The following is a 22,952-nucleotide window of genomic DNA, read 5'->3' as shown; positions in this document are numbered from 1 at the left end:
GGAGGGTACGGCCGCAGCAGGTACGGCACAGGGTGTTTCGGCGTAGTCGAAGTGCGTGACCGCCGAGCGTTTGGCCGCAGAAGTCGGGGAGCATCATCCGCTTCCGTCACAAAGGTTCCATCCGCGAGGAATCAGCACGCGGGCCGGCGTGCCCGGACCGGGGGGTCGAACTCGATGTCCGCACTGCCCGCCGATCCACCCGACCCGACATCGGATCAGGCCGCCACCACGTCGTCGGACGGCACGCCGGGAGAATCCGGCACGCCGGAGGCGGGAAGCGGCGACACCGCGCCGGAGGAACCGGGACCCGACTCCGGTCGAGGGGGCACCGAACTGCGCAGATCCGTACGGTCGTTCGCCCTGATGGGCGGGCTCGGCGGCGCTGCCGCGGTGCTGACGGCCCTGGGGGTCCTCCTCGGCGGGAACCCGGTCCATTGGCTCGTCGGCAGCGAACCGGAGCCGGAGCCCACGAAGTCGCCGTCCCCGAAGCCGGAGCCCGCGAAGTCGCGCTCATGGGGACCGCGCGTACCCTCCGGCACTCGCCTGTGGTTCGCCGTCCGCTACACCGGCGGAGCGCGGTACAACCTGATGGGCCCGGCCGACACCGGCGGTCTCCCGGCGGACCGGCAGGCATCGTGGTCGAAGGTCATCAGGCTGGGCAACGCCGACGAGTACCTCAAGGGCAGCGTGACCGCACTGTTCGTCCCGAAGGGCTGGGCCGACTACCTGCTCTCGGCCAAGGGCTACGACGACAGGCGGCCGTTGATCGACTCCCGCAGGGGCGATCCCTACGGGATCTTCGCCCCCGGCCTGCCGCCGGGCTTCACCCCGGCCGGCGCGCTGAAGGTACAGCGCTCCCCGGACTCCCGCGCCTGCGACTGAGGCGTCCGCCCCGGCCGTTCAGAGATTGATCGCGTAGGCCTTGCGCAGCGTCTCGTGCACGGTCCATGTCGTACGGTCGCCCGCGCGGAGCACCGCCATGTCGCCGGGCCCCACCCTGAGCGTCGGCCCGTCCTCGACCTCGATCGTCGCCGACCCGCTGAGCACCACGAACAGTTCGTCCGCCTCCGTGTCGGTGACCACGCCCGGGGTGATCTGCCAGATCCCGCGGATCTGCCGTCCGTCCGGCGACTCCCAGACCACCTTCCCCGTCACCTCCGGGTTCCCGGACACGATCTGCTCCGGGTCGAGGGGCTCTGGTTCGAGGTCGGCGTCGGGGATGTGGAGCGCGAAGCTGTGCGTCATGCAGCCGACCCTAGTCGGCGCGCGAGCCGTGCCGCCGTGGACAGTGTGTGGGGCATCGGGCCTGGTCGGAGGACACTTCGTCGGGCGCCGACGGGCGGAGTGCGGACTGGCGAGGGCGCCTGGCCCGGGTGATCGTGGGGACATGGCTGACTCACCGGCGCCTGCCGGTGCACCGCACCGGCAGCACGACACGCGCGAGGTCGTCCTCTTCGGCGGGGTGTACGGCGCCGTCCTCGCCAGCTCGATGGTCGCGGCGCTCACCCGGTACGGGCACACGTCCGCCGACGTCCGCGGTTACGACGCCGCCTGGGTGCTGGTGACCGCGTGCGCCTCCGCCCTGGCCCACGGATACGCCCACCACATCGCCGAGCGCACCCCGCACCGGCGGTGGGACGTCCTGCGCGCCGTACGCGACGAGTGGCCGCTCGTGGCGGCCGTGCTGCCCACGGTCTTCCTGCTCGCGGGCGCGCGGTGGAAGTGGTGGGCCGCGAACGGCATCGAGTACGCGGCGTTCGCGCTCAACATCCTGATCCTCTTCACGCTCGGCGTCCTCACCGCCCGCTGGTCGGCGCGGAGCTGGCCGGCCGCCGTCCTCATCGGGCTGGTGGACGCGCTGCTCGGGTTCGTCGTGGTGGCGGCGAACGCCTTCATCAAGTAGGCGGACGGGCGCGCGAACGCCTTCACCACCAGGCGTACGGGCACGCGTACGCCTTATCAGGCCGGCGTGCGGGAGCGGGCGCGTGGAAGGCGGGCTGCCGTACCGGACGGGATCAGCGGCCGGTGCGTACCCCGTCCAGCGCGATCGCGAGGACCCGGTCGCGCTGGGCGCCGTCCTCGAACGCCGTCGCCGTGATCCCGGCGACCATCCGCAACAGGTCCCCGAAGTCCATGTCCGTCCGGGCGGCACCGGCCTGCTGCGCGCGCGCCAGGAGCGGGCCGCCGGCCGCGTACATGGAATCGCGGCAGGCCTGGAAGATGTCCGACTCGCCGTCGAGGGCCTCCCGGACGGCGCGCTTGGTGACCATGTATCCGGCGAACCGGTCGAGCCAGGACGTCAGGGCCTCCCACGGCTCCCGGTCAGCGACCTCGACCGCCGCCCGGCACAGGGCGTTGACCTCGTCCGCGTAGACGCTCTCGAAGAGGTCGCGGCGGGTCGGGAAGTTCCGGTACAGGGTGCCGATGCCGACGCCGGCCCGGCGCGCGATGTCCTCCAGGGAGGCGTCGGAACCGTGCTCCGCGAAGGCCTCGCGGGCGGCGTCGAGGAGGGCGTCGTAGTTGCGGGCGGCGTCCTTGCGGTGCGGCCGGCGGGCCGCCACGAGCTCGCTGACGGGGAACGGCGTGGCCGTCACTGGTGCCTCCCGGAAGGGCGTCGATTGAAGCGGAGGGTCACCTCCGCTACAGTGGAGGGGTACCTCCACTTTACCGTGCGGAGGGCGCCTCCGTCGTGGCCCTGCCCTGCCCTGCCCGCTCCGCGCCGTCCGCATCCGTCGCACGATCCGTACGACCGTGCCCCCCTGCTCGAACCTCCGCTTCCCCTCTCCCGGAGAGGCTCCGAATGCCCCGCACATCCACACGCCTCACCTTCGCGGTCCTCGCGACCGGTGCCGGCGTCTTCTCCATGCTGCAGTCGCTGATCGCGCCGGCCCTGCCGACCGTCCAGCACGCCCTGCACACCTCCCAGTCCACCGCGACCTGGGTGATGACGGCCTATCTGCTGTCCGCCTCGGTCTTCACGCCGATCCTCGGCCGGGTCGGCGACCTCGCCGGCAAGAAGCGCACGCTCGTCGCCGTCCTGCTGGTCGTCCTCGCCGGATGTCTCATCGCCGCGCTGGCCCCGAACATCGGCGTCCTCATCGTCGCCCGGGTCGTCCAGGGCATCGGTGGTGCGCTGTTCCCGCTCTCCTTCGGCATCATCCGGGACGAGTTCGCCCCGGGCGAGGTCAGCGGCAGCATCAGCAACCTCTCCGCGGTGATCGCCGCGGGCGGCGGTGTCGGCATCGTCGCCGCCGGCCCGATCGTCTCCGCGCTCGACTACCGCTGGCTGTTCTGGATCCCGGTCGCCGTCGTCGCCGCGACCGTCCTGATCGCCCTGCGCTACGTCCCCGAGTCGCCCAAGAGGGCCCAGGGGAAGATCAGTTGGATGGGCGCCGTACTGCTCTCGGCCTGGCTGGTGACCCTGCTGCTGCCACTGAGTCAGGCCGGTCGCTGGGGCTGGGGCTCGCCGAAGGTGCTCGGCCTGTTCGCCGCCGCCGTCGCCCTGTTCACCCTGTGGCTCACCATCGAGGCCAGGTCCCGCACCCCGCTCATCGACCTGCGCGTGATGCGACTGCCCGCGGTGTGGACGACCAACGCGGCCGCCCTGCTGTTCGGCGCGGGCATGTACGCCATCTGGTCCTTCCTGCCCGGCTTCCTCCAGACGCCGTCCACGGCCGGCTACGGCTTCGGCGCCGGTGTCACGGCCTCCGGCCTGCTGTTGCTCCCGATGCTGGTCGCGATGTTCCTCTCCGGTGTCCTCTCGGGCCGCCTGGAGCCCCGCGTCGGCGCGAAGGCGCTGCTCACCACGGGAGCCGCACTCGGTGTGCTGGCCTGCGGATTCCTCACCCTCTGGCATGACGCGCAGTGGCAGATAGCCGTCGTCGCGGGCCTGTTCGGGCTCGGCATCGGCCTGGCCTTCGCCTCGATGGCCAACCTCGTCGTCGGCAGCGTGCCGCCCGAGCAGACCGGCGCCGCTACCGGCATGAACGCCAACATCCGCACCATCGGCGGCTCCATCGGCGCCGCGCTCACCAGCGTCCTGGTCACCGGCCGGCTCCAGCCCTCGGGCCTGCCGTACGAATCCGGATACACCCACGGCTGGGCGCTGCTCGCCCTGCTCTGCCTCGCCGCGGCAGGCGCCGCGCTCCTCGTCCCGGTCCGCCGCACCGCCCACCCGGCCGAGACCGCCGCCCCGGAGACGGCACGCGCACCCGCACCGGTGCGGTAGGGTTGACCTGCTTGATCACGCGGTACCACTCGCGTGAGACCGCAACGGGACGTGGCGCAGCTTGGTAGCGCACTTGACTGGGGGTCAAGGGGTCGCAGGTTCAAATCCTGTCGTCCCGACGTTGCGAAGACGCAGGTCGGAGGCCGTGCCGGAGTGATCCGGCACGGCCTCTTGATCATTCCTGGGGGCCGGCGGCGGTTCACCTCCGGCCGGTCACCAGCTGGTGGAGCGTGTCGAACAGCGTGTCCAGAGCGGGCCGGTAGGCGTGTTCGGGTGGGGCCGCGAAACCGACGAGCAGACCTCCTGGGCGTCCTCGGGGGTCGGCGTGGAGTTCGGACAGGCCGCGCAGGGCAACTCCCTGCCGGGCGCAGACGGAGAGGATCTCGTCTTCGGTCGGCCGGTCGGCGGGGAGGGTCAGGAGGGTGTGCAGACCGGCGGGGACGCCGTGGGATGCCAGCCCCGGGACACCGGACACGCGGGCCAGGAGCAGTTCCCGGCGTCGGCGGTAGCGCAGGCGGGTGGCGCGGATGTGACGGTCGTACGCGTGCGTGGTGATCAGATCGGCGAGGACGAGCTGGGAGAGGCTCTCGGTGTAGAGATCGGCTTCCTGCTTGGCTTCGACCACCGGCTTCACCAGCTGGGGAGGCAGAGCCAGCCAGGCCAGGCGCAGCGCCGGGCCGAGGGTCTTGGACGCGGTGCCGCAGTAGACGGTCCGCTGGGGAGCGATGCCCTGGAGAGCGCCGACGGGCTGGCGGTCGTAGCGGTACTCGCCGTCGTAGTCGTCCTCGATGACCAGCCCGCCCGTGGTGCGTGTCCAGGCGCCGACGGCCTGACGCCGGCCGGGGTGGAGGGGGACACCGGTCGGGTACTGGTGCGAGGGCGTGAGCAGTACGGCGCCGGTCTCGTGCGTCAGCGCGTCCACGCAGGCGCCGTGGGCGTCGACGGGCAGCGGCGCGGTGACGAGTCCGGCGCGCTGGACGACGGCGCGGAAGACGTTGTGGCTGGGATCCTCGACGGCCACGGTCCCGGTGCCGCTCCGGGCCAGCACGCCACTGAGCAGGCCGAGGCCCTGGTAGTAACCGGAGGTGATGACGATGCGGTCAGGGCTCGTGAGCACACCACGGGTGCGGCCGAGGTAGTCGGCGACCGCGGCACGCAGTTCGATCCGGCCTTGCGGGTCTCCGGCTCCGAGCACCGCCGGGCGTGCGCCCGCGACGACCCGGCGCGTGGCCGCGAGCCAGGCCCGGGCGGGGAAGGCGCTGACATCCGGCAGCCCTGGACGCAGGTCATGGCGAGGAACCGCCGGAATCGGTGTGGCCGACGGGGAGGCCACGGCCTTCGGCGGCACGTCCGCCACCGTGGTGCCCGACCCGGGCCGGGTGGTCAGGTAGCCCTCTTCGGTGAGTTGGTCGTAGGCGGCGGTCACCGTGCCGCGGGCCAGGCCGAGTTCGGCGGCCAGTCCCCTGGTGGAGGGCAGGAGCGTCCCTGCGCCGAGGCGCCCCTGCCGGATCGCGTCGCGCAACGCCGATTCCAGGGCTGCACGCCGGCCTTTCGATGCGTCGAGATCGATGTGAAGGTCGACACGCGAACCGGACCAGGTTTTCCGCACGGAACCGGATCTTACTCCTGGTCCAGTGCCCTCCTAGCCTCGGCCCGAGTGATCAACAAACCCCGAGCGACAGGACGTACCTCGATGATCGTCACAGCCCACGTCAGCGACACCCACATCGACGGTGAGCCGCGCAGCGTCGAGCGCACCCGGGCTGTCATGCGCTACCTGGAGGACCTGCCCTACGACCTGGACGCGGTCCTGGTGACCGGCGACATCACCGATCACGGTCTGCCGGCCGAGTACGAGCAGGCCCGTCGCCTCTTCTCCTCGCGGCATCCGGTGATGTTCTGTCCCGGCAACCACGACAGGCGCGACGCCTTTCGCACGCACCTTCTGGGGCAGGCGAGTTCGACGGCTCCGGTCAACCAGGTACATCGGCGCGCCGACCTGGTCATCGCGATGTGCGACTCATCGGTGCCGGGCAAGGACGAGGGTTTCCTCGCGGACGAAACCCTGGCGTGGCTCGGGGAAGTCCTGGACCGGACCTCCGACCGGACGCCCGTGCTCATCGGCTTCCATCATCCGCCGGCGCAGCTGCACGTCCCCTTCATCGACGGTATCCGCCAGTTCGGTGCCGAGCGGCTCGCGGACCTCGCCGGCCGGCACCGCAACATCGCGGCGTTCGTGTGCGGCCACGCCCACACGGCCGCGGCGACCGTCTTCGCCGGACGCCCGCTGCTGGTGGCGCCCGGAGTCGTCTCCACTCTCCGCCTCCCCTGGGAGAACCGTGCGCACCCCGAGGACCATGTCCACCTGGACCACCCACCCGCTCTCGCTTTCCACGTCCTCGACGACTCCGGGCAGTCGACCACCCACTTCCGGCACGTCCTACACCCCCGTGACGCACCACTGGACCGGTGACGGACGGATCGCTCCCTACCGGAAGGCCTGCCCCCACCCGTTGTCGTGGCCGGCGTGGACCGATCGGACCGCAACTCTCGCGCAGGGCGCAGGGCGCAGGGCGCAGGGCGCAGCGCGCAGGCGTCGCGCGGGCGGCCACATCCCGGGCCGAGGCGTGACCGGAAGCTGTCCCTCGGGTTTCTTGATGCGTACACTCCACTGCGAAGTGTGATCATCGTGGGCCGGAGGACGCGGCATGGGTGCACCTGGGACTCCTCGACGTGAAGTGGTCACGGGAGCACCGCTGACCACACGCGCGGTCCGCGGACCCGCCCGCCCGCACGCGGAGGCCCCCGCCGTCGACTCCGGTGCCGTCCGCGCCCTGATACGACGTCAGTTCCGGTTGGCAGCCACGGCGTTCGGCCTGATCGTCGCCCTGATCGGTTTCCTGCCCCTCGCCTTCACCGCCCTGCCCGACCCCGCGGCCTGGCCGGGCAGCGCCCTGATCGTCTGGGCCGTCCTCGGCGTCGCCGTCTACCCCGCCCTCGTACTCGTGGGCCGGTGGTACGTCGTACGGGCCGAACGCAACGAACGGGACGGCGCGGACCTCGTCGAAAGGGCCTGACGGTGACCGACGCCCAGCCGCGCGGGCCCGGCCGCGGACCTGGGGCCGCCGGGTGAACCGGACGTACGGCGTCGTGGCCGTGTCGGCGGCGGTCGTCGTGACCCTCGTGATCGGTTCGACGGGACTGCGCATCTCCCGCACCACCTCGGACTTCTATGTCGCCTCGCGCACCGTTCCGCCGTACCTCAACGCCATGGCCATCAGCGGGGAGTACCTCTCGGCGGCCTCCTTCCTCGGCATCGCGGGCCTCGTCGTCGCGCAGGGCGTGGAGATGCTCTGGTTCCCCGTCGGCTACGCCGCCGGCTACCTCGTGCTGCTCGCCTTCGTCGCCGCCCCGCTGCGCCGGTCCGGGGCCTACACGCTGCCCGACTTCGCCGACTCACGGCTGGAGTCCAGGGCCGCCCGGCGCGTCGCCAGCGTACTCGTCGTCGGTGTCGGCTGGCTCTACCTGCTGCCCCAGCTCCAGGGCGCCGGGCTCACCCTCGGCCTGGTCACCGGTGCACCGCGCTGGCTCGGGGGAGTGCTCGTCGCCGTCGTCGTCGCCCTGGCCGTGGCCGCCGGAGGCATGCGCAGCATCACGTTCGTCCAGGCGTTCCAGTACTGCCTGAAGCTGGCCGCGCTCCTGGTGCCCGCGGTCTTCCTGGTCCTCGCCTGGCACGGCGACCCCCGCCCCGGCGCCGCCCTGGACGAGCCGCCCGCCTTCCGCCGGCTCACCCAGGTCACCGTCGACGACACCGTCCGCCTCAGGATCCGGGAACCGTTGCGGGCCGTCGCGACCGGTGCCGTGGACGGCGAGAGCTACGACAACGACCGCCTGGCGCTGGATCCGGGCGTGTACGAGGTCCGGGCCGGGACGACACTCCGCTTTCCGCCGGGCGCCCCGGTGCCCGAGCGCGAGACGGGCGACGGCCGGCGCAGCGGAGCCTCCAGCTGGGCGTCACCGCTGGCGGGCGGCAGGGACGACCACCCGCTGTACACGACGTACGGGCTGATCTTCGCGACCTTCCTCGGCACCATGGGGCTGCCCCACGTGCTCGTCCGCTTCTACACCAACCCCGACGGCCGCGCCGCCCGGCGCACCACCGTGATCGTGCTCGCCCTGGTCGGCACCTTCTACCTGCTGCCGCCCCTCTACGGTCTCCTCGGCCGGATCTACGCCCCCGACCTGCTGCTCACCGGCAACACCGACGCCGCCGTCCTCGTCCTGCCCGAACGCCTCGTGGGCGGTGCCGGCGGTGACCTCCTCGGCGCCCTGATCGCCGCCGGTGCCTGTGCCGCCTTCCTCTCCACCGCCTCCGGGCTCACCCTGTCCGTCGCGGGCGTGCTCAGCCAGGACGTGCTGCCCTCGCTCGGCGTCCGCCACTTCCGGCTGGCGACCCTGCTGGCGGTCGCCGTTCCCGTCACCGTGAGCACCGCCGCGGGCAAACTCCCCGTCGCCAATGCCGTGGGACTCGCCTTCGCGGTGGCCGCCTCGTCCTTCTGCCCGCTGCTGGTGCTCGGCATCTGGTGGCGCGGACTCACCGCGCCGGGCGCGATCGCCGGGCTCCTCACCGGAGGGGGGAGCGCCCTCGCCGCGGTCGCCCTGACCATCGCCGGGCCGTTCGCCGACGGCTGGCTGCACACCCTGCTCGCCTGGCCGGCGGTGTGGTCGGTGCCGCTCGGATTCCTGACCATGGTGCTGGTCTCGCTGGCCACCCGGGACCGGATCCCGGCCGGCACCGACGCGGCCATGGCCCGCCTTCACCTGCCCGAACGCCAGGCCGGCCAGGGCGCGCCCGCCACCCGCCGAGGAGCGACGCCCCCCATGACACCCCCCATGACACCCCCCGTGGCATCTCCCGTGAAACCCCCCATGACACCCCCCGTGACGCCCCGCCGGACCGCGGCCCCTCGGACCCGCCCGTGACCGGGCTCCTCGGCGCCGTGATCGGCGCCCTGCTCTTCGCCGCGGGCCTCGCCGCCGGACGGCTCCTGGCACGCCGGGCCACCGGGGAAGGAACGGACCTCGGCACGCCCGTGCAACGCGTCACCTTCCACACCCTGCACACCGCCTCCGTCGCCGCGCCCCCGCTGCGCGCCGGTCTCACCGAGGACGCGGCCCGCAAGGCGGTACGACGGCTACGACCGCTGTTCGGCCGGGCCGCGCTCTGTCTCACCGCCGAAGACAGGCTGCTGGCCTGGGACGGGCCGGGCCGGCACCACGAGGAGACGGCGCTGGACCGGGTCCGCCAGGTGCTGGACACCGGCCGCACCCAGACCTTCGCCGTCGACTGCACGGACCCGCGGTGCCCGGTGCGCCGGGGCGCCGCGGCGCCGCTCACCGTCGACCGGCGGGTGCTCGGCGCCCTCGTCGTGCTGGGCGTCGGGGACTCGGCGTCCGCGGTCCGGGCCACCGAGGAAGTCGCTCGCTGGGTCTCCGTGCAGCTCGAACTCGCCGACCTCGACCGGACCCGCACGGGGCTGATCGAAGCGGAGATCCGGGCCCTGCGCGCACAGATCTCCCCGCACTTCGTCTACAACTCCCTGGCGGCCATCGCCTCGTTCGTCCGCACCGACCCCGAACGGGCCCGCGAACTCCTGCTGGAGTTCGCCGACTTCACCCGCTACTCCTTCCGCCGTCATGGTGACTTCACCACGCTGGCCGAGGAGTTGCGCTCCATCGAGCAGTTCCTGGAACTGGTCCGCGCCCGGTTCGGGCAGCGGCTGGAGGTGACCCTGCAGATAGCCCCCGAGGTGCTGCCCGTCGCGGTGCCTTTCCTGTGCCTGCAGCCGCTGGTCGAGAACGCCGTCAAGCACGGGCTGGAGGAGAGCGTCGAGCGCAGCCGGATCAGCATCACCGCGCAGGACGAAGGGGCCCTGGCCCGTATCGTCATCGAGGACAACGGCGTCGGCATGGAACCGGACCGGCTCCGCCGGATCCTGAGCGGCGAGGACGGCGCCTCGGCCGGCACCGGGCTGCGCAACGTGGACGACCGGCTGCGGCAGGTCTACGGAGACGACCACGGTCTGGTGATCGAGACCGGCGTCGGAGCCGGGATGAGGATCACGATCCGCATCCCCAAGTACCGGCCCGGCGTGCACAGCGCGCCCCCGCACACCGCGTCACGCTGACCCCGGCAGCGGCAGCGCCGTGAAGGAGTGGTCGCGCCAGATCCGGCGCGAGGCCTCCTCCGGGTAGGCGGCCACGGCCGGCCGGGTGCCGAACAGGCGGGCGAGGCGCTGTTCGCCGTCGTAGGAGGGCCAGCCGGGGTCGCCGTGGGTGGCGAACGCCGTCCACGCGGCCCGGATGGCGGCGGACAGCTCCTCCGCGGCGGGGGACGGGCTCTCGCCGATCAGCGCGGCCGCCTGGCCGCTGCCCAGGTTCCCGAACACGAGCGGTACGTCCAGCCCGTGGCACGCGCCGAGCACACCGCCCATGCCCGGCGCGTCCCAGGTCAGTTCGTACAGGTGGGCGCGTCCGCCGCCGGCGAGCTGTGCCTCGGCGAGCCGGAGGCTCGGCATGCGGAACAGCCAGTCGGAGCGGACCAGTTCGTACAGCTCCTGCGGTCCCGCGGCCGGGAAGCCGGCGCGGTAGCGGTGCGCACTGTCCGGGCCCGGGCCGAAGTCCCGCAGCGCGTCCTCCGCCTGCTCCTGCGTCACCCGGCCGAGCGTGCCGTCGAGCGCCATGAGCAGCCGCTGCTCGTCCCGGGTGTGCCCGACGATCAGATCGACGCCCCGGCCGGCGCCCCCGGCCAGTGCCTCCCATGGGGTGACCGGCAGGACGTCACCGTCGACCACGGGGGCGAAGGGGATCGATCCGAGCGCGGGCAGGCCCCAGCGCTCCGCGTAGGAGGCGGAGGCGGCCGCGACCGCGTCACCCGCGGCAGGCAGCCGGTCCGGCGGCACGGACGCCAGGTCGGCCACCGTGGACCGCAGCCCCAGCTCGGCGGCGAAGGCGGCGGCGATGTCCGCGGCCAGCGCGGGCGAGAAGTAGGTCCCCGGCGCACTCTGGAGGATCGCCCGGTGGAACAGCCCGGCCGCGCGCGGCATCGCCAGCAGCGCGGCGATCGATCCGGCGCCCGCCGACTGACCGAAGACCGTGACCCGGTCCGGATCACCGCCGAACGCCCGGATCTCGTCCCGCACCCATTCCAGTGCGGCCGCCTGGTCGAGCAGGCCCCGGTTGGCGGGCGCCCCCTCGATCTGCGCGAAGCCCTCGATGCCCACCCGGTGGTTGAAGGTCACCACGACGAGCCCGCCCTCCCGAGCGAGGCGGACCCCGTCGTACTCGGGCAGGCCCGAGGTGCCGACGGCGTAGGCGCCGCCCTGGATCCACACCAGCACGGGCAGCCCCGCTCCCGGACGCGGCTCGGGCGACCAGACGTTGACCGTCAGCCAGTCGGACGCCGCGCCCCGGGACAGCGCGTCCATACCGAAGTAACCGGCCTGCGGGGGCGGCGGACCGTACGCCGTCGCGGGCCGTACGCCCTCCCAGCCGTCCGCCGGCCGGGGCGCGGCGAAGCGGTCGGACCCCACCGGCGGCGTGGCGAACGGGATGCCCCGGAACACCGCCACGCCTTGCTCCGTGCTTCCGCGCAGGGCCCCCGCGGTGACGCGGACCCGGGGCTCGGCGGCGGACGGTTCACACGCGGTACTCGTCATGGCAGTCCCTCTCCGGGGCGGCGGCACCCGCGTCGGATCATCCCGCCGCACGCCGGGAGAACGCCAGCGAGTTATGGCGCCTCGGTCGCCGGCGTCTGCTTCCGCCGGCGCCGGGCCGCCATCACCGCGTAGACGATGATCCCGGCGAACAGGAACAGCACGCCCTGGTAGACCGCCGCGTACCCGGCGCCCGCCATCAGCCACAGCGAGAAGACCGCGGCCACCGCGGTGATCACCGTGTCCCGTACCAGGCGTCCCTTGTCGACCGCCCCGGGTCCGCCGGCGACGAGGTGGAAGATCTGCGCGGCGGCGGCCAGCAGGTACGGCACGGTCGCGGTGAACGTGGTGACGAGGACCAGGATCTCGAAGACCTTGCCCGAGCCCGAGGAGTAGTTGTAGACGGTGAGCAGGGAGGCGAGGACGACGGTCACACCCACGCCGACCGTGGGCACGCCCCGCCGCCGGCGCGTGAAGGCGCTCGGGAACAGCCCGTCGCGGGCCGCCGCGTACGGCGTCTGGGCGCTCAGCAGCGTCCAGCCGTTGAGGCAGCCGGTCATCGACACGAGCGCGGCGAGCGCCACGGCCGTACCGCCCCAGCTGCCGCCGAACATGGTGTTCACGGCGTCCGAGAACGGCGCGGTCGAGGTCACCAGACGCTCGTGCGGGACCGTGCCGAAGACGGACAGCGTGCCCAGCAGATACACCAGGGCGGCGCCCGCGGTGCCGATGACAGTGGCGCGCCCCACGTTGCGGCGGGCGTCCCGGACCTCGCCCGCGCTGACCGCGGCCGACTCCACGCCCAGGTAGGAGAAGAGCAGCAGGGCGGCGGCGGCCGACACGGCGCCGGTCGCGCTGTGCCCGCCGGCGTTGAACGGCCCGAGCCTGGACGGGTCGAAGAAGAACAGCCCGCCGACCGCGACGAGCAGCAACGGCACGAACTTCAGCACCGTGGACACCAGCTGGACGGCGCCCACGTAGCGGGTGCCGGCGAAGTTGGCGAGGGCGGGCAGCCACTGGAGGGTCAGGGCGGCCAGACAGGCGGTCCAGCGGTGTCCGTCGACCGGGATCAGCACGTCCAGATAGCCGACGGCGGCGACGGCGAGCGCCGCGTTCGACACCCAGGTGGTGATCCAGTACGACCAGGCGGCGAGAAAACCCGCGAAGTCACCGAACGCCTCACGTGCGTAGATGTAGGGCCCGCCGGTGCGCGGGTCGCGGGCGGCGAGCCGGCCGAAGACGAGGGCGAGCGCGATGGCGCCGACGGTCAGGACCACGAAGGCGACCAGGCTGACCGTGCCGTACGGGGCGATGGACGCGGGGAGCAGGAAGATGCCGCCGCCGATGATGTTGCCCATGACCAGCGCGGTGGCGACGGGCAGCCCGAACCTGCGGGCATGCCTGCCGGCGTTGCCGTGCGGGTCCTCGATGTGAGCCGCGGGGGTCTCCGCGGGGGCCGGAGCCGACGGCGTGGCGGTTCCGGTGCTGTGCATGGGTGGTGCGCCTCTCATGGAACTGACGTTCCCGGGATCACCGGGACCGGGTCATGGTCGGGGATGCACCGATGTGGAGCAAAATCGCCGCTCCTTGTCCCGCGGAGGCGGTCCGATCGTGCAAAAAACGTCGTGTCACGGCCTTCGCGCCGCCAGATGTCCGGCACCTGCCTGCGGGGCGTGCCGGGGTCCGGGCCCGGTCAGTCCGCGGACGCCCACAGGCTGCGGACGTGCCCCAGATGCCGCGTCATGATCGCGTGCACGGCCTTCTCGTCCCGCTCCAGCAGCGCGTCCAGCAGTTCCAGGTGCTCCTCGGCGGAGGCGAGCAGCCGGCCCGCCTGCACCAGCGCGGTCAGGCCGTACAGGCGGGAGCGGCCGCGCAGGTCGGCGACCACCTCGACCAGGTGGGCGTTGCCCGCCAGGGCGAGCAGACCGAGGTGGAAGCGGGTGTCGGCCTCGACATAGGCGATCAGGTCGCCCGCCACCGCGGCGGTGACGATCTCCCGGGCCGCCGGGCGCAGTGCCTCCAGCGAGACCCGGTCGGCCGTGCGGGCCAGCTCCACCACGGTGGGGATCTCGACGAGCGAGCGGATGTGCGTGTACTCGTCCAGTTGCTTGTCGGAGACGGCAGTGACCCGGAAGCCCTTGTTGGGCACCGTGTCGACCAGTCCTTCCTTGGCCAGGTCCAGCATCGCCTCCCGCACCGGCGTCGCCGAGACGCCGAAGCGGGTGGCGAGCGAGGGCGCCGAGTACACCTCGCCGGGCCGCAGCTCGCCCGCGATCAGCGCGGCGCGCAGCGCGTCGGCGACCCGCTCGCGGTAGCTGCTCCGCCGGCCGCCCAGCCGGGGGAGCGCGGGCAGGTCAGCATCCTGCCGGTCCGGTGCCATGTCACGCATCACCCGGTGAGTCTAGAGGACGAACCCTTCCGGGAACGGGTCGGTGGGGTCCAGCAGATACTGAGCGGTGCCGGTGACCCAGGCGCGTCCGGTGAAACTGGGCAGCACGGCCGGAACGCCGGCGACCTCCGTCGTCCCCAGCAGCCGCCCGGTGAACCGGGTCCCGATGAACGACTCGTTCACGAACTCGGTGTGCAAAGGGAGTTCACCGCGCGCGTGCAACTGCGCCATGCGCGCGCTCGTCCCCGTGCCGCACGGCGAACGGTCGAACCAGCCCGGATGAATGGCCATGGCGTGGCGCGAGTGCCGGGCCGTGGCGCCGGGCGCGTGGAGGTGGACGTGGTGGCAGCCGCGGATCGACGGATCCTCAGGATGCACGGGCTCCTCCTGCTCGTTGATCGCCCGCATCAGCGCCAGGCCCGCCGCCAGGATGTCGTCCTTGCGCGCCCGGTCGAAGGGCAGCCCGAAGGCGTCCAGCGGCAGGATGGCGTAGAAGTTGCCGCCGTAGGCGAGGTCGTAGGTCACCGTGCGGCCGTCGGGGAGGGTGATCTCGCGGTCCAGGCCGGCGGCGAACGAGGGCACGTTCTGCAGCGTCACGTTCCGCGCGGCGCCGTTCTCCACCGCCACCTCGGCGACCACCACCCCCGCCGGAGTGTCCAGCCGGATCGTGGTCACCGGCTCCACGACCTCCACCATGCCGGTCTCGACCAGCACGGTCGCCACCCCGATCGTGCCGTGACCGCACATCGGCAGATAGCCGGACACCTCGATGTAGATGACGCCCCAGTCGCAGTCGGGCCGGGCCGGCGGCTGCAGGACGGCGCCGCTCATCGCGGAGTGGCCGCGTGGCTCGTTCATCAGCAACTGTCTGATGTGATCGCGGTGTTCCCGGAAGTACAGCCGCCGCTCGTTCATCGTCGTTCCCGGGACGGTGCCGATCCCGCCGGTGATCACCCGGGTCGGCATGCCCTCGGTGTGCGAGTCGACGGCGTGCAGGACGAGGTTGCTGCGCATCGGTCCGGCTCCCTTATCCGAGGCCCGCGGCGACGGCCTTCTCGGTGGCCGTGCGGACCGCGGCCGCCTGCCCGGGCAGCAGCGGGACGCGCGGCGGGCGCACCGGGCCGCCGTACCGTCCGACGACGTCCATGGAGAGCTTGATCGCCTGCACGAACTCCACCTTCGAGTCCCAGCGCAGCAGTGGGTGCAGCTGCCGGTAGAGCGGGAGCGCGGTGGTGAGGTCCCCGGCCACCGCGGCCCGGTACAGCTCGGCCGAGGCGCGCGGGAGCGCGTTGGGGTACCCGGCCACCCAGCCCTTGGCGCCGGCCGTCGCCAGCTCCAGCAGCACGTCGTCGGCACCGGCCAACAGGTCCAGCCCGGGGGCGAGTTCGGCGATGCGGTAGGCGCGGCGGACGTCGCCGGAGAACTCCTTGACGGCGTGGATCAGGCCCTCGCCGTGCAGCCGGGCGAGGAGTTCGGGCACCAGGTCGACCTTCGTGTCGACCGGGTTGTTGTACGCCACCACCGGCAGGCCTGCCTTCGCCACCTCGGCGTAGTGGGCGAGGACGGACCGGTCGTCGGCCCGGTAGGCGTTGGGCGGCAGCAGCATCACCGACGCGCAGCCGGCCTCGCCCGCCTGCTCGGCCCAGCGGCGGGCCTCGGCGGAGCCGTACGCGGCGACGCCCGGCATCACCCGTTCCCCGCCGATCGCGGCCACGGCGGTCTCCACCACCCGGGCGCGCTCCTCGGCCGTGAGCACCTGGTACTCGCCGAGCGAGCCGTTGGGCACGACACCGTCACAGCCGTTCGCGACGAGCCAGGCGCAGTGCTCGGCGTAGCGGTCGTGGTCGACGGAGAGGTCGCCGCGCAGCGGGAGCGCGGTGGCGACGAGGATGCCGCGCCAGGGACGGTCGGGTACGTCGGACACTGGGTTCCCCATTCAGTAGGGTGTGACATATTACTGTGGTACGGCTCGTGTGGACTCCGGCGGGGTGCCGGACTCACTCCGGCTCGGGCAGCGCGGCCAGGACGCCCAGGGGCACCGGTCGCGCGAAGGGCCGGCGTGCGGGGGTGAGCGGGCAGCCGGTCAGGCCCGCGACCGCGGGCGCGCACATCCTGCCCTGGCACCAGCCCATCCCTGCCCGGGTCAGCAGCTTCACGGTGCGCAGGTCGCCCGCGCCGAGCGTGCCGACGGCCTCGCGGACCCGACCGGCGGTGACCTCCTCGCAGCGGCACACCACCGTGTCGTCGGTGACCCGCTCCGCCCAGCCCGCCGGCGGTGCGTACACCGCGTCGAGTGCCGCGGCGAACTCCCGCAGCCGGGCCCGGGTCCGGGCGGCGGTGCCCCACCGGCCGGGGTCGGGAGCGGTGCCGTGCAGGCGGGCGGCGATCGAGCGGCCGGCGATGTACCCCTCGGCGAGCGCGAGGGCCGCACCGCCGATGCCGGTGGCCTCCCCGGCGGCCCACACGCCGGGCACGTCGGTGCGCTGCTCGCCGTCGACCCGCACGGCGGTGCCGGACAGCGTGCAGCCGAGGGTCTCGGCGAGGTCGGTGTGCGGCAGCATGCCGTGACCGACGGCGAGGGTGTCGCAGGGGATGCGCCGGGTGCTGCCGGGCCGGACGTGCCCGTTCCGGTCGAGCGCGGCCACCGACACCGCTTCCAGCCGTCCGGTGCCGTGCGCCGCCACGACGGTGTGCCGGACCAGGCCGGGTACGCCGTGCCGCAGCAACCGGGCCGCGTAACCGCCGCCTTCGGCGAGCTTGCCGGGCTGGGCGGCCAGGGCCGGCGCCCGGCGCAGCAGCGCCGCGGGGCCGGCGGACTCGACCAGCGCGGCGACCCGGGCGCCGGCCGCGGCGAGCCCGGCGGCCACCGGCAGCAGCAGCGGGCCCGTTCCGGCCACCACGGCCGTCCGGCCGGGCAGCACCAGGCCACCCTTGAGCATGGCCTGCGCGCCGCCCGCCGTGACGACCCCGGGCAGCGTCCAGCCGGGGAAGGGCAGCACCCGCTCGTAGCCGCCGGTGGCCAGCAGGACAGCGTCGGCGTCCACGCTGCTGCCGTCCTCCTGCGCGGGGCCGCACAGGGCGTGGACGCGGAACCCGCCGGCGCCGGAGACCCGCTCGGCACACCACACGTGGTGGTCCCTCAGGTGCACGATCCGCCCGGCCGTGCGGTGCCGGGCGAGGCCGTCCCGCAGCCGCTCCCAGGTGCGCCACTGATGGTGCAGGGCCTGCGGCCGGCGGGCGCCGAGGGCCGGGGCGGGCTGCCGGTAGAACTGTCCGCCGGCCTGGTCGGCCGCGTCGACGAGGGTCACGCGCACGCCCCGCGCGGCAGCCGCCAGGGCCGCAGCGAGGCCCGCCGGACCCGCGCCGACGACGGCGAGGTGCGGTTGCTCAGTCATGGTCCGGCCCCTCCTCCGGTCGCGCATCGCCCCGTCCCGTTCCCTCCTGGGTGCGGATCACATCGCCCGGGTGCACGGCAACGAGGCAGGCACGCAGGCCGGGGCGGCCGTTGACGGTCACCAGGCAGTCGAAGCACACCCCGATCCCGCAGAAGACCCCGCGCGGCCGGCCCGTGCCGCGGGTGCTGCGCCAGGCCGTCACGCCCGCGGCCCACAGGGCGGCGGCGACCGTCTGCCCGGGCAGCGCCGTCACGGGCCGGCCGTCGAAGGTGACGGTGAAGGCCTCACCGGGCCTGGCCCGGGTCAACTCCAGCGGATTCACGGCGTGCTGCCTCCATCCGTGTCGAACCGCTCCGGCCGGAACGGCGTGAGGTCCAGCTCCGGCGTCTTCCCGGTGAGCACCTGCGCGGTCAGCCGTCCGGTGGCGGGGGCTAGTCCGATGCCGGCGCCCTCGTGCCCGCAGGCGTGGAACAGCCCGGGCACCCGTGGGTCGGGGCCGATCGCCGGCAGGTGATCGGGCAGGTACGGCCGGAATCCCGCGTACGTGCGCAGCGCGCGCACTCGCTCCAGGAACGGGAACAGTCCGGTCGCCCCGGCAGCCAGCGCACGTACCGCGGGAAGCGACAAGGAGCGGTCGAAGCCCACCCGTTCGCGGGTCGCGCCGATCAGCACCGGACCGGCAGCCGTGCCCTCCACCACCGGCGAGGTGCGCAGGGCGGCCGAGTCGCTCGCCACGTCGGCCACGTAGTCGGCGGCGTACACCTTGTGCCGGATCATTCGCGGCAGCGGCTCGGTGACCAGCACGAAACCGCGCCGGGGGAGCACCGGCAGCCGTACGCCCGCGAGCGCCGCGAGGTCACCGCCCCAGGTGCCGGCCGCGTTCACCACTGCCGGCGCGTGGATGTCGCCCCCGCTGGTGCGCACGCCGAGCACGGCGCCGTCCGCCGTGCGCAGCACCCCGGTCACGGAGCGGCCCAGGTGGAGCCGGGCGCCGGAGGCGCGGGCCAGGTGGGCGGCGGCCAGCGCCGGCATGACCTGGGCGTCCTGGGGGTAGTGCACCCCGCCCGCCATGCCGCACGCCAAGTGCGGTTCCAGCTCGCGGAGTCGGTCACCGTCGACCGGTACGGCCGTGACCCCGGCGTCCCGTTGGCCCGCGGCGAACCCCTCCAGCGCCGTCAGGGTGCCGGGCGTGGAGGCGACCACGAGGCCGCCCTTGGGCTCGTACTCGATCGAGGCACCCAGTTCCTCCGCGAGAGCGCCCCACAACCGGGCCGACAACAGGGCGAGTTCGAGTTCCGGGCCCGGTTCCTTGTCGGAGACGAGCAGGTTCCCCTCGCCCGCGCCGGTGGTGCCTCCGGCCACCGGGCCCCGGTCCACCAGCCGTACGTCGAGACCGGCCCGGGCGGCGTACAGCGCACAGGCCGCGCCCACCATTCCGGCCCCCACGACCACGACGTCGCAGGTCAGTCGCTTCGTCACGCGCAGTACTATGTCACATGTTTCTCTCGCTGAGGAGACCCTGGACCGCGACGTGGGGAGACCTCGGCCCCCGGACGGGCGCATCCCGAATCCCGGGCGTGGGCGCCCCCTTGACGTCGCAGGAAGCCGGCTCGACACTGCCGGACAGGGAATCCTAGCGATGGGGTAGGGAATGATGGTGCGCCTCGGAACGGTCGGCGGCCGGGCAGGCCGCACGCCGTTGCGCGAACCCCTGCTCACCTCCCGCCGCCACATCGACCTGCTGCGCGTCTGCAGCGCGATCGGACCGCGCCGCTGAGCGGGGCCCCGCCGCCCACGGAACCCACAGGGGCCCCCGCCGCCCACCGAACCCACCGCAGCCGCTCACGCCCACCGAACCCATCGGGTCACGCCCACCGAACCCCCTGCGGCCCCTCACGCCCACCGAACTCACCGGTCACGCCCATCGAACCCACCGTCCGGGCACGTGGACGTCGACGCGCCCGTTCGCACGCCCACGACCAAGGGAGACGTATGTCCATCGCTCCGCTCGCCGCCGTACCGTCCGCCCACCGCGCCGCCCCCGCGTTCCGGGGGCGGATCGGCCAGGACGCGCGCAGCGGCCACTACGCCGTGCCGCACCGCTACCGGCTCCATCTGTCGACGGCCTGTCCCGACGGGCTGCGCCTCGCCGTCGGACACAGCCTGCTCGGCCTGGACGCCGGCTGTCCGGTCACTCTTCTGCCCGCCGTCCCGGACCGTCCCGACGGCGGTCACACGGCGCTGCGCCCGCTGTACCAGGCGAGCGCCCACCACTACACGGGCCCGGCGCTCGGACCCGTCCTCAGTGACGACTGGTCCGGACGGATCGTCAGCACCCACGCCCCCGACATCCTGCGCGATCTTGACCGGTTCCGGCACGACGGTCACACCTGCCTGTACCCCTCCGGCCTGGAGTCCGTCATCGAGGCCGTCGAACGGATGTGTGCCGAGGGCATCGAGGAGGCCGCGCAGCGCGCCGGCCGGGCCGGCACCGGCCCGGCCGAACGAGCCGCCGCCCTGCAGGTGCTGCTCGACACCCTGGGCCGGCTGGAACGGGGACTCGACGGCGGGGAGTACCTGGCCGACGACCGGCTCACCGCCGCCGACATCGGACTCTGGGTGTCCCTGGTGCAGTTGGACACCGTCCACCGCTACCACCTCGACGCCTCCGCCGTGCACCGCATCGCCGGCCACCGGGCCCTGTGGGCCTATGCCCGCCGGCTGGCCGGCCACCCGGCCTTCGGCCGCCACCTCGACCTCGACGGCATCGCCCGCCGTCACCACGGCCGCTGCCGGGGCCTGGAGGCCGCCGGAGCCGCCGTCCAGATCCTGGACTGGGCACTGCACGCGACGGACGGATCCGACGCTTCCCGCAGGTGAGAGCGGGCCGCCACCCGTCCATTGAGCGGACGGCCGTTGACATTCCAACGAGCAACTGCCTTACTTACGGCCCAGAACGGTCATGAGCGTCAGCGCCAAGCCCTGGCTCGCTGACCGGCAACCCTCGCACCGCGGTGGGGTGCCCCAGGTGACGACCGGACCGGACGACGCATTCGGTAAGCGCGAGGCCCCACGGGGCCGGAACAGTGACAGGTGACGCCATGGACGCAGCTCCCAGGACGGCCGCGAGCCGTCCCCAGGGCTGCGTGCCGTCCTACGCCGCCCTCCTCGTCGCCGACCGAGCCGTCGACCTGCTCCGCGTGAACAGCGCGCTGTGTACCGCACCGGGCTCTGCCCGCTGTCGGGGCTGACGTCTCTCCCAGCCCCAGCGTCTTTGCCGCACACCGTCTATGCCGTGTGCCGTTGTCCGCCCAGCCCCCGGTTTCCGCGCATGCCCGTGCGCCGCCCCGTGCCGTAGCGCCGTGGTGGCCGCACCCGTTCGTCCGCGGTCCCGGGGTGACCCACTCCGCCGGAGCCCGCCATGAGTGAACTCTCAGGTGCCGCCGTCTCCTTCGCCGAGGCGCCACCTGCCGACACCCCGTCAAAGCCGCCTGTCGCCCAACGGGTTCAGCCGCTGCGCCGCCCCGGCCGGTGGTTCGCCGGAGCCCTGGTGCTCGTCCTCGTCGCACAGGTCGTGCACGGGCTGGCCACCAACCCCTTCTACCAGTGGGACCGCTTCCGCTACTGGTTCCTGCGCCCCACCCTCCTCGACGGTCTCCTCGTCACCCTCGAAGTCACCGTCCTCAGCGCGGTGCTGGGCCTCCTCGGCGGCATCCTGCTGGCCCTCGGCCGGCAGTCCGGCAGCCCCGTACTGCGCGCCGTGAGCTGGACCTACACCTGGCTGTTCCGCTCGGTGCCGCTCATCGTCGTACTGATCTTCCTGTACAACTTCAGCGCCCTGTACAAGACGGTGAGCCTCGGCATCCCCTTCGGCCCCGCCTTCGTCTCCTTCGACGAGTCGGAACTGGCCACCGACATGGCGGTCGCCGTGCTCGGGCTCAGCCTCAACGAGGCGGCCTACGCCTCCGAGGTGGTCCGCGGCGGCATCCTCTCCGTCGACCAGGGCCAGCACGAGGCCGCGGCGGCGCTCGGGCTGCCCAGGCGCTACCAGTTCACCCGGATCGTCTTCCCGCAGGCCCTGCGGTCCATCACCCCGAACTACGTCAACCAGCTCATCGGCCTGATCAAGAGCACGTCCCTGGTGTTCTACGTGTCGCTGCTCGACCTGTTCGGCACCGTGCAGACCATGGGCAGCACCTACCCCGGCGACATCGTGCCGCTGCTGCTGGTGGCCACCGTCTGGTACCTGATCCTCACCAGCGCCGTGTCCGTCGTCCAGTTCTACGTCGAGCGGTACTTCGCGCGGGGCGCCACCCGCAGCCTGCCGCCGACCCCGCTGCAGAAGGCGCGGCGGGCCCTCACCGGCTTCCGGGCCCGGCTGCGCAGGGAGGCCGCCGTATGACCGCCACCGCCACCGACACCCTGGAACCGGCTCCGGCCGCACTGGAGGTGCACGACGTCCACAAGTGGTACGGCACCCACCGCGTCCTCGACGGCATCGATCTGACCGTGCGCCCCGGCGAGGTCACCGTCGTCATCGGCCCCTCCGGCTCCGGCAAGTCCACCCTCCTCCGGGTCATCAACCACCTGGAGAAGCCGGAGATCGGCCACGTCAGCGTCGGCGGCGAACTGATCGGTGTCCGGCGCGGCAGCGGCGGCCGGCTCAAGGAGCTGAGCGAGCGCGCCATCCTCGCCCAGCGCAGCCGGATCGGCTTCGTCTTCCAGAACTTCAACCTCTTCCCGCACCTGACCGTCCTCGACAACGTCGCCGCCGCGCCCGTCGCCACCGGCCGGCTCGACCGGCCCGAGGCCCGCGAACTCGCCCGGGAACTGCTCACCCGGGTCGGCCTCGGCGACCGCACCGGCGCCTATCCACGGCAGCTGTCCGGCGGCCAGCAGCAGCGGGTCGCCATCGCCCGCGCGCTCGCCCTGCGCCCCGGCATCATCCTCTTCGACGAACCGACCTCCGCCCTCGACCCGGAACTGGTCGGCGAGGTGCTCTCCGTCATCAAGGACCTCGCGACCAGCGGCACCACCCTGGTCATCGTCACCCACGAGATCGGCTTCGCCCGCGAGGTCGCCGACCGGATCGTCTTCATCGACGGCGGACGGATCGTCGAGCAGGGGCCGCCCGCCGAGGTGCTGGACCGCCCCCGGCACGACCGCACCCGCGACTTCCTCGCCAAGGTCCTCTGACCGCCGCCCGCCCGTTGCTCCCTCCGCCG

Annotated in this window: 22 protein-coding genes, 1 tRNA gene and 1 riboswitch; of the genes, 12 read left to right on the top strand and 11 right to left on the bottom strand. The window is 73.2% G+C overall.

All coding sequences use genetic code 11. From position 1 onward, the window contains the following. Nucleotides 1-174 precede the first annotated feature (174 nt). Nucleotides 175-882, top strand: a complete 708-nt coding sequence (locus ACZ4SF_RS10800) for a hypothetical protein (RefSeq protein WP_468381200.1) — start codon at nucleotides 175-177, stop codon at nucleotides 880-882. An 18-nt stretch (nucleotides 883-900) separates the two neighbouring features. On the opposite strand, the gene ACZ4SF_RS10795 is transcribed toward ACZ4SF_RS10800, so the two are convergent. Beyond that, the gene (locus ACZ4SF_RS10795) at nucleotides 901-1,245 is read right to left on the bottom strand and encodes a cupin domain-containing protein (protein WP_468381197.1); all 345 of its coding nucleotides are present in this window, start codon (nucleotides 1,243-1,245) and stop codon (nucleotides 901-903) included. Nucleotides 1,246-1,387: 142 nt separating this feature from the next. Here ACZ4SF_RS10795 and ACZ4SF_RS10790 point away from each other — a divergent pair, with 142 nt between their 5' ends. After that, nucleotides 1,388-1,903 (top strand): hypothetical protein, encoded by a 516-nt coding sequence (locus tag ACZ4SF_RS10790; protein WP_468381195.1) that lies wholly within the window; start codon nucleotides 1,388-1,390, stop codon nucleotides 1,901-1,903. 112 nt (nucleotides 1,904-2,015) lie between these two features. On the opposite strand, the gene ACZ4SF_RS10785 is transcribed toward ACZ4SF_RS10790, so the two are convergent. Next, nucleotides 2,016-2,594 (bottom strand): TetR/AcrR family transcriptional regulator, encoded by a 579-nt coding sequence (locus tag ACZ4SF_RS10785; protein ID WP_468381192.1) that lies wholly within the window; start codon nucleotides 2,592-2,594, stop codon nucleotides 2,016-2,018. Between the two features lie 206 nt (nucleotides 2,595-2,800). Here ACZ4SF_RS10785 and ACZ4SF_RS10780 point away from each other — a divergent pair, with 206 nt between their 5' ends. Continuing rightward, a complete protein-coding gene (locus tag ACZ4SF_RS10780) occupies nucleotides 2,801-4,228 on the top strand; it encodes an MFS transporter (protein ID WP_468381189.1) in 1,428 nt (475 codons plus the stop codon). Nucleotides 4,229-4,273: 45 nt separating this feature from the next. Further along, nucleotides 4,274-4,347 (top strand) — tRNA-Pro (locus tag ACZ4SF_RS10775). Nucleotides 4,348-4,427: 80 nt separating this feature from the next. On the opposite strand, the gene pdxR is transcribed toward ACZ4SF_RS10775, so the two are convergent. Next, nucleotides 4,428-5,750, bottom strand: a complete 1,323-nt coding sequence (gene pdxR, locus ACZ4SF_RS10770; protein ID WP_468381186.1) for a MocR-like pyridoxine biosynthesis transcription factor PdxR — start codon at nucleotides 5,748-5,750, stop codon at nucleotides 4,428-4,430. A gap of 171 nt (nucleotides 5,751-5,921) precedes the next feature. Between pdxR and ACZ4SF_RS10765 the strand changes: the two genes are divergently transcribed. The 4 genes from ACZ4SF_RS10765 (at nucleotide 5,922) to ACZ4SF_RS10750 (ending at nucleotide 10,416) form a co-directional block, all read left to right on the top strand. Next, on the top strand, nucleotides 5,922-6,701 hold the full coding sequence (locus ACZ4SF_RS10765) for a metallophosphoesterase (protein WP_468381183.1): 780 nt from the start codon (nucleotides 5,922-5,924) through the stop codon (nucleotides 6,699-6,701). A 235-nt stretch (nucleotides 6,702-6,936) separates the two neighbouring features. Then, nucleotides 6,937-7,305: a hypothetical protein gene (locus tag ACZ4SF_RS10760; RefSeq protein WP_468381180.1), complete on the top strand. Its 369-nt coding sequence runs from the start codon at nucleotides 6,937-6,939 to the stop codon at nucleotides 7,303-7,305. A 52-nt stretch (nucleotides 7,306-7,357) separates the two neighbouring features. Further along, entirely contained in the window at nucleotides 7,358-9,211 is a 1,854-nt protein-coding gene (locus ACZ4SF_RS10755; protein ID WP_468381177.1) for a sodium/solute symporter, read from the top strand. Continuing rightward, nucleotides 9,208-10,416 carry a sensor histidine kinase gene (locus tag ACZ4SF_RS10750; protein ID WP_468381175.1) on the top strand — a complete coding sequence of 403 codons (1,209 nt, stop codon included), beginning with the start codon at nucleotides 9,208-9,210 and terminating at the stop codon, nucleotides 10,414-10,416. Before ACZ4SF_RS10755 ends, ACZ4SF_RS10750 begins: the two co-directional genes overlap by 4 nt. On the opposite strand, the gene ACZ4SF_RS10745 is transcribed toward ACZ4SF_RS10750, so the two are convergent. The 8 genes from ACZ4SF_RS10745 to ACZ4SF_RS10710 all read right to left on the bottom strand — a co-directional run bounded on the left by ACZ4SF_RS10745 (nucleotide 10,408) and on the right by ACZ4SF_RS10710 (nucleotide 19,206). Next, the gene (locus ACZ4SF_RS10745) at nucleotides 10,408-11,946 is read right to left on the bottom strand and encodes a carboxylesterase/lipase family protein (protein WP_468381173.1); all 1,539 of its coding nucleotides are present in this window, start codon (nucleotides 11,944-11,946) and stop codon (nucleotides 10,408-10,410) included. The genes ACZ4SF_RS10750 and ACZ4SF_RS10745 overlap by 9 nt on opposite strands. A 71-nt stretch (nucleotides 11,947-12,017) precedes the next feature. After that, entirely contained in the window at nucleotides 12,018-13,436 is a 1,419-nt protein-coding gene (locus ACZ4SF_RS10740; RefSeq protein ID WP_468381170.1) for an amino acid permease, read from the bottom strand. A 200-nt stretch (nucleotides 13,437-13,636) separates the two neighbouring features. Further along, on the bottom strand, nucleotides 13,637-14,332 hold the full coding sequence (locus tag ACZ4SF_RS10735) for a GntR family transcriptional regulator (RefSeq protein ID WP_468381167.1): 696 nt from the start codon (nucleotides 14,330-14,332) through the stop codon (nucleotides 13,637-13,639). Between the two features lie 12 nt (nucleotides 14,333-14,344). Continuing rightward, a complete protein-coding gene (locus ACZ4SF_RS10730) occupies nucleotides 14,345-15,346 on the bottom strand; it encodes a proline racemase family protein (RefSeq protein ID WP_468381165.1) in 1,002 nt (333 codons plus the stop codon). A 13-nt stretch (nucleotides 15,347-15,359) separates the two neighbouring features. Continuing rightward, nucleotides 15,360-16,256 carry a dihydrodipicolinate synthase family protein gene (locus tag ACZ4SF_RS10725; protein ID WP_468381163.1) on the bottom strand — a complete coding sequence of 299 codons (897 nt, stop codon included), beginning with the start codon at nucleotides 16,254-16,256 and terminating at the stop codon, nucleotides 15,360-15,362. Nucleotides 16,257-16,329: 73 nt separating this feature from the next. Beyond that, nucleotides 16,330-17,727: an FAD-dependent oxidoreductase gene (locus ACZ4SF_RS10720; RefSeq protein WP_468381161.1), complete on the bottom strand. Its 1,398-nt coding sequence runs from the start codon at nucleotides 17,725-17,727 to the stop codon at nucleotides 16,330-16,332. After that, nucleotides 17,720-18,049: a (2Fe-2S)-binding protein gene (locus ACZ4SF_RS10715; protein WP_468381158.1), complete on the bottom strand. Its 330-nt coding sequence runs from the start codon at nucleotides 18,047-18,049 to the stop codon at nucleotides 17,720-17,722. Before ACZ4SF_RS10715 ends, ACZ4SF_RS10720 begins: the two co-directional genes overlap by 8 nt. Further along, nucleotides 18,046-19,206: an NAD(P)/FAD-dependent oxidoreductase gene (locus tag ACZ4SF_RS10710; RefSeq protein ID WP_468381156.1), complete on the bottom strand. Its 1,161-nt coding sequence runs from the start codon at nucleotides 19,204-19,206 to the stop codon at nucleotides 18,046-18,048. Before ACZ4SF_RS10710 ends, ACZ4SF_RS10715 begins: the two co-directional genes overlap by 4 nt. 172 nt (nucleotides 19,207-19,378) lie before the next feature. On the opposite strand from ACZ4SF_RS10710, the gene ACZ4SF_RS10705 reads away from it, so the two are divergent. The 4 genes from ACZ4SF_RS10705 (at nucleotide 19,379) to ACZ4SF_RS10690 (ending at nucleotide 22,923) form a co-directional block, all read left to right on the top strand. Next, nucleotides 19,379-19,504, top strand: coding sequence for a putative leader peptide (locus ACZ4SF_RS10705; protein ID WP_468381153.1), 126 nt, complete (start codon nucleotides 19,379-19,381; stop codon nucleotides 19,502-19,504). 215 nt (nucleotides 19,505-19,719) lie between these two features. Beyond that, on the top strand, nucleotides 19,720-20,607 hold the full coding sequence (locus ACZ4SF_RS10700) for a glutathione S-transferase C-terminal domain-containing protein (protein ID WP_468381150.1): 888 nt from the start codon (nucleotides 19,720-19,722) through the stop codon (nucleotides 20,605-20,607). Between the two features lie 78 nt (nucleotides 20,608-20,685). Then, nucleotides 20,686-20,796, top strand: a riboswitch (SAM riboswitch). A gap of 352 nt (nucleotides 20,797-21,148) precedes the next feature. Further along, nucleotides 21,149-22,129, top strand: coding sequence for an amino acid ABC transporter permease (locus ACZ4SF_RS10695; protein ID WP_468381147.1), 981 nt, complete (start codon nucleotides 21,149-21,151; stop codon nucleotides 22,127-22,129). Beyond that, a complete protein-coding gene (locus ACZ4SF_RS10690; RefSeq protein WP_468381144.1) occupies nucleotides 22,126-22,923 on the top strand; it encodes an amino acid ABC transporter ATP-binding protein in 798 nt (265 codons plus the stop codon). Before ACZ4SF_RS10695 ends, ACZ4SF_RS10690 begins: the two co-directional genes overlap by 4 nt. The last annotated feature ends 29 nt before the right edge of the window (nucleotides 22,924-22,952 follow it).

This window comes from Streptomyces sp. NPDC027663 (assembly GCF_055566415.1).
Note: the sequence above shows the minus strand (reverse complement) of the source record. Positions and strands in the feature narration are given on the sequence as shown.

Bases quoted from the DNA above. Each gene is read 5' to 3' on its own strand.
- ACZ4SF_RS10705 (WP_468381153.1), top strand. From the start codon at position 19,379: ATGATGGTGCGCCTCGGAACGGTCGGCGGCCGGGCAGGCCGCACGCCG.
- ACZ4SF_RS10690 (WP_468381144.1), top strand. From the start codon at position 22,126: ATGACCGCCACCGCCACCGACACCCTGGAACCGGCTCCGGCCGCACTG.
- ACZ4SF_RS10735 (WP_468381167.1), bottom strand. From the start codon at position 14,332: ATGCGTGACATGGCACCGGACCGGCAGGATGCTGACCTGCCCGCGCTC.
- ACZ4SF_RS10795 (WP_468381197.1), bottom strand. From the start codon at position 1,245: ATGACGCACAGCTTCGCGCTCCACATCCCCGACGCCGACCTCGAACCA.
- ACZ4SF_RS10730 (WP_468381165.1), bottom strand. From the start codon at position 15,346: ATGCGCAGCAACCTCGTCCTGCACGCCGTCGACTCGCACACCGAGGGC.
- ACZ4SF_RS10790 (WP_468381195.1), top strand. From the start codon at position 1,388: ATGGCTGACTCACCGGCGCCTGCCGGTGCACCGCACCGGCAGCACGAC.
- ACZ4SF_RS10720 (WP_468381161.1), bottom strand. From the start codon at position 17,727: ATGACTGAGCAACCGCACCTCGCCGTCGTCGGCGCGGGTCCGGCGGGC.
- ACZ4SF_RS10745 (WP_468381173.1), bottom strand. From the start codon at position 11,946: ATGACGAGTACCGCGTGTGAACCGTCCGCCGCCGAGCCCCGGGTCCGC.
- ACZ4SF_RS10700 (WP_468381150.1), top strand. From the start codon at position 19,720: ATGTCCATCGCTCCGCTCGCCGCCGTACCGTCCGCCCACCGCGCCGCC.
- ACZ4SF_RS10765 (WP_468381183.1), top strand. From the start codon at position 5,922: ATGATCGTCACAGCCCACGTCAGCGACACCCACATCGACGGTGAGCCG.
- ACZ4SF_RS10760 (WP_468381180.1), top strand. From the start codon at position 6,937: ATGGGTGCACCTGGGACTCCTCGACGTGAAGTGGTCACGGGAGCACCG.
- ACZ4SF_RS10740 (WP_468381170.1), bottom strand. From the start codon at position 13,436: ATGCACAGCACCGGAACCGCCACGCCGTCGGCTCCGGCCCCCGCGGAG.
- ACZ4SF_RS10695 (WP_468381147.1), top strand. From the start codon at position 21,149: ATGAGTGAACTCTCAGGTGCCGCCGTCTCCTTCGCCGAGGCGCCACCT.
- ACZ4SF_RS10800 (WP_468381200.1), top strand. From the start codon at position 175: ATGTCCGCACTGCCCGCCGATCCACCCGACCCGACATCGGATCAGGCC.
- ACZ4SF_RS10780 (WP_468381189.1), top strand. From the start codon at position 2,801: ATGCCCCGCACATCCACACGCCTCACCTTCGCGGTCCTCGCGACCGGT.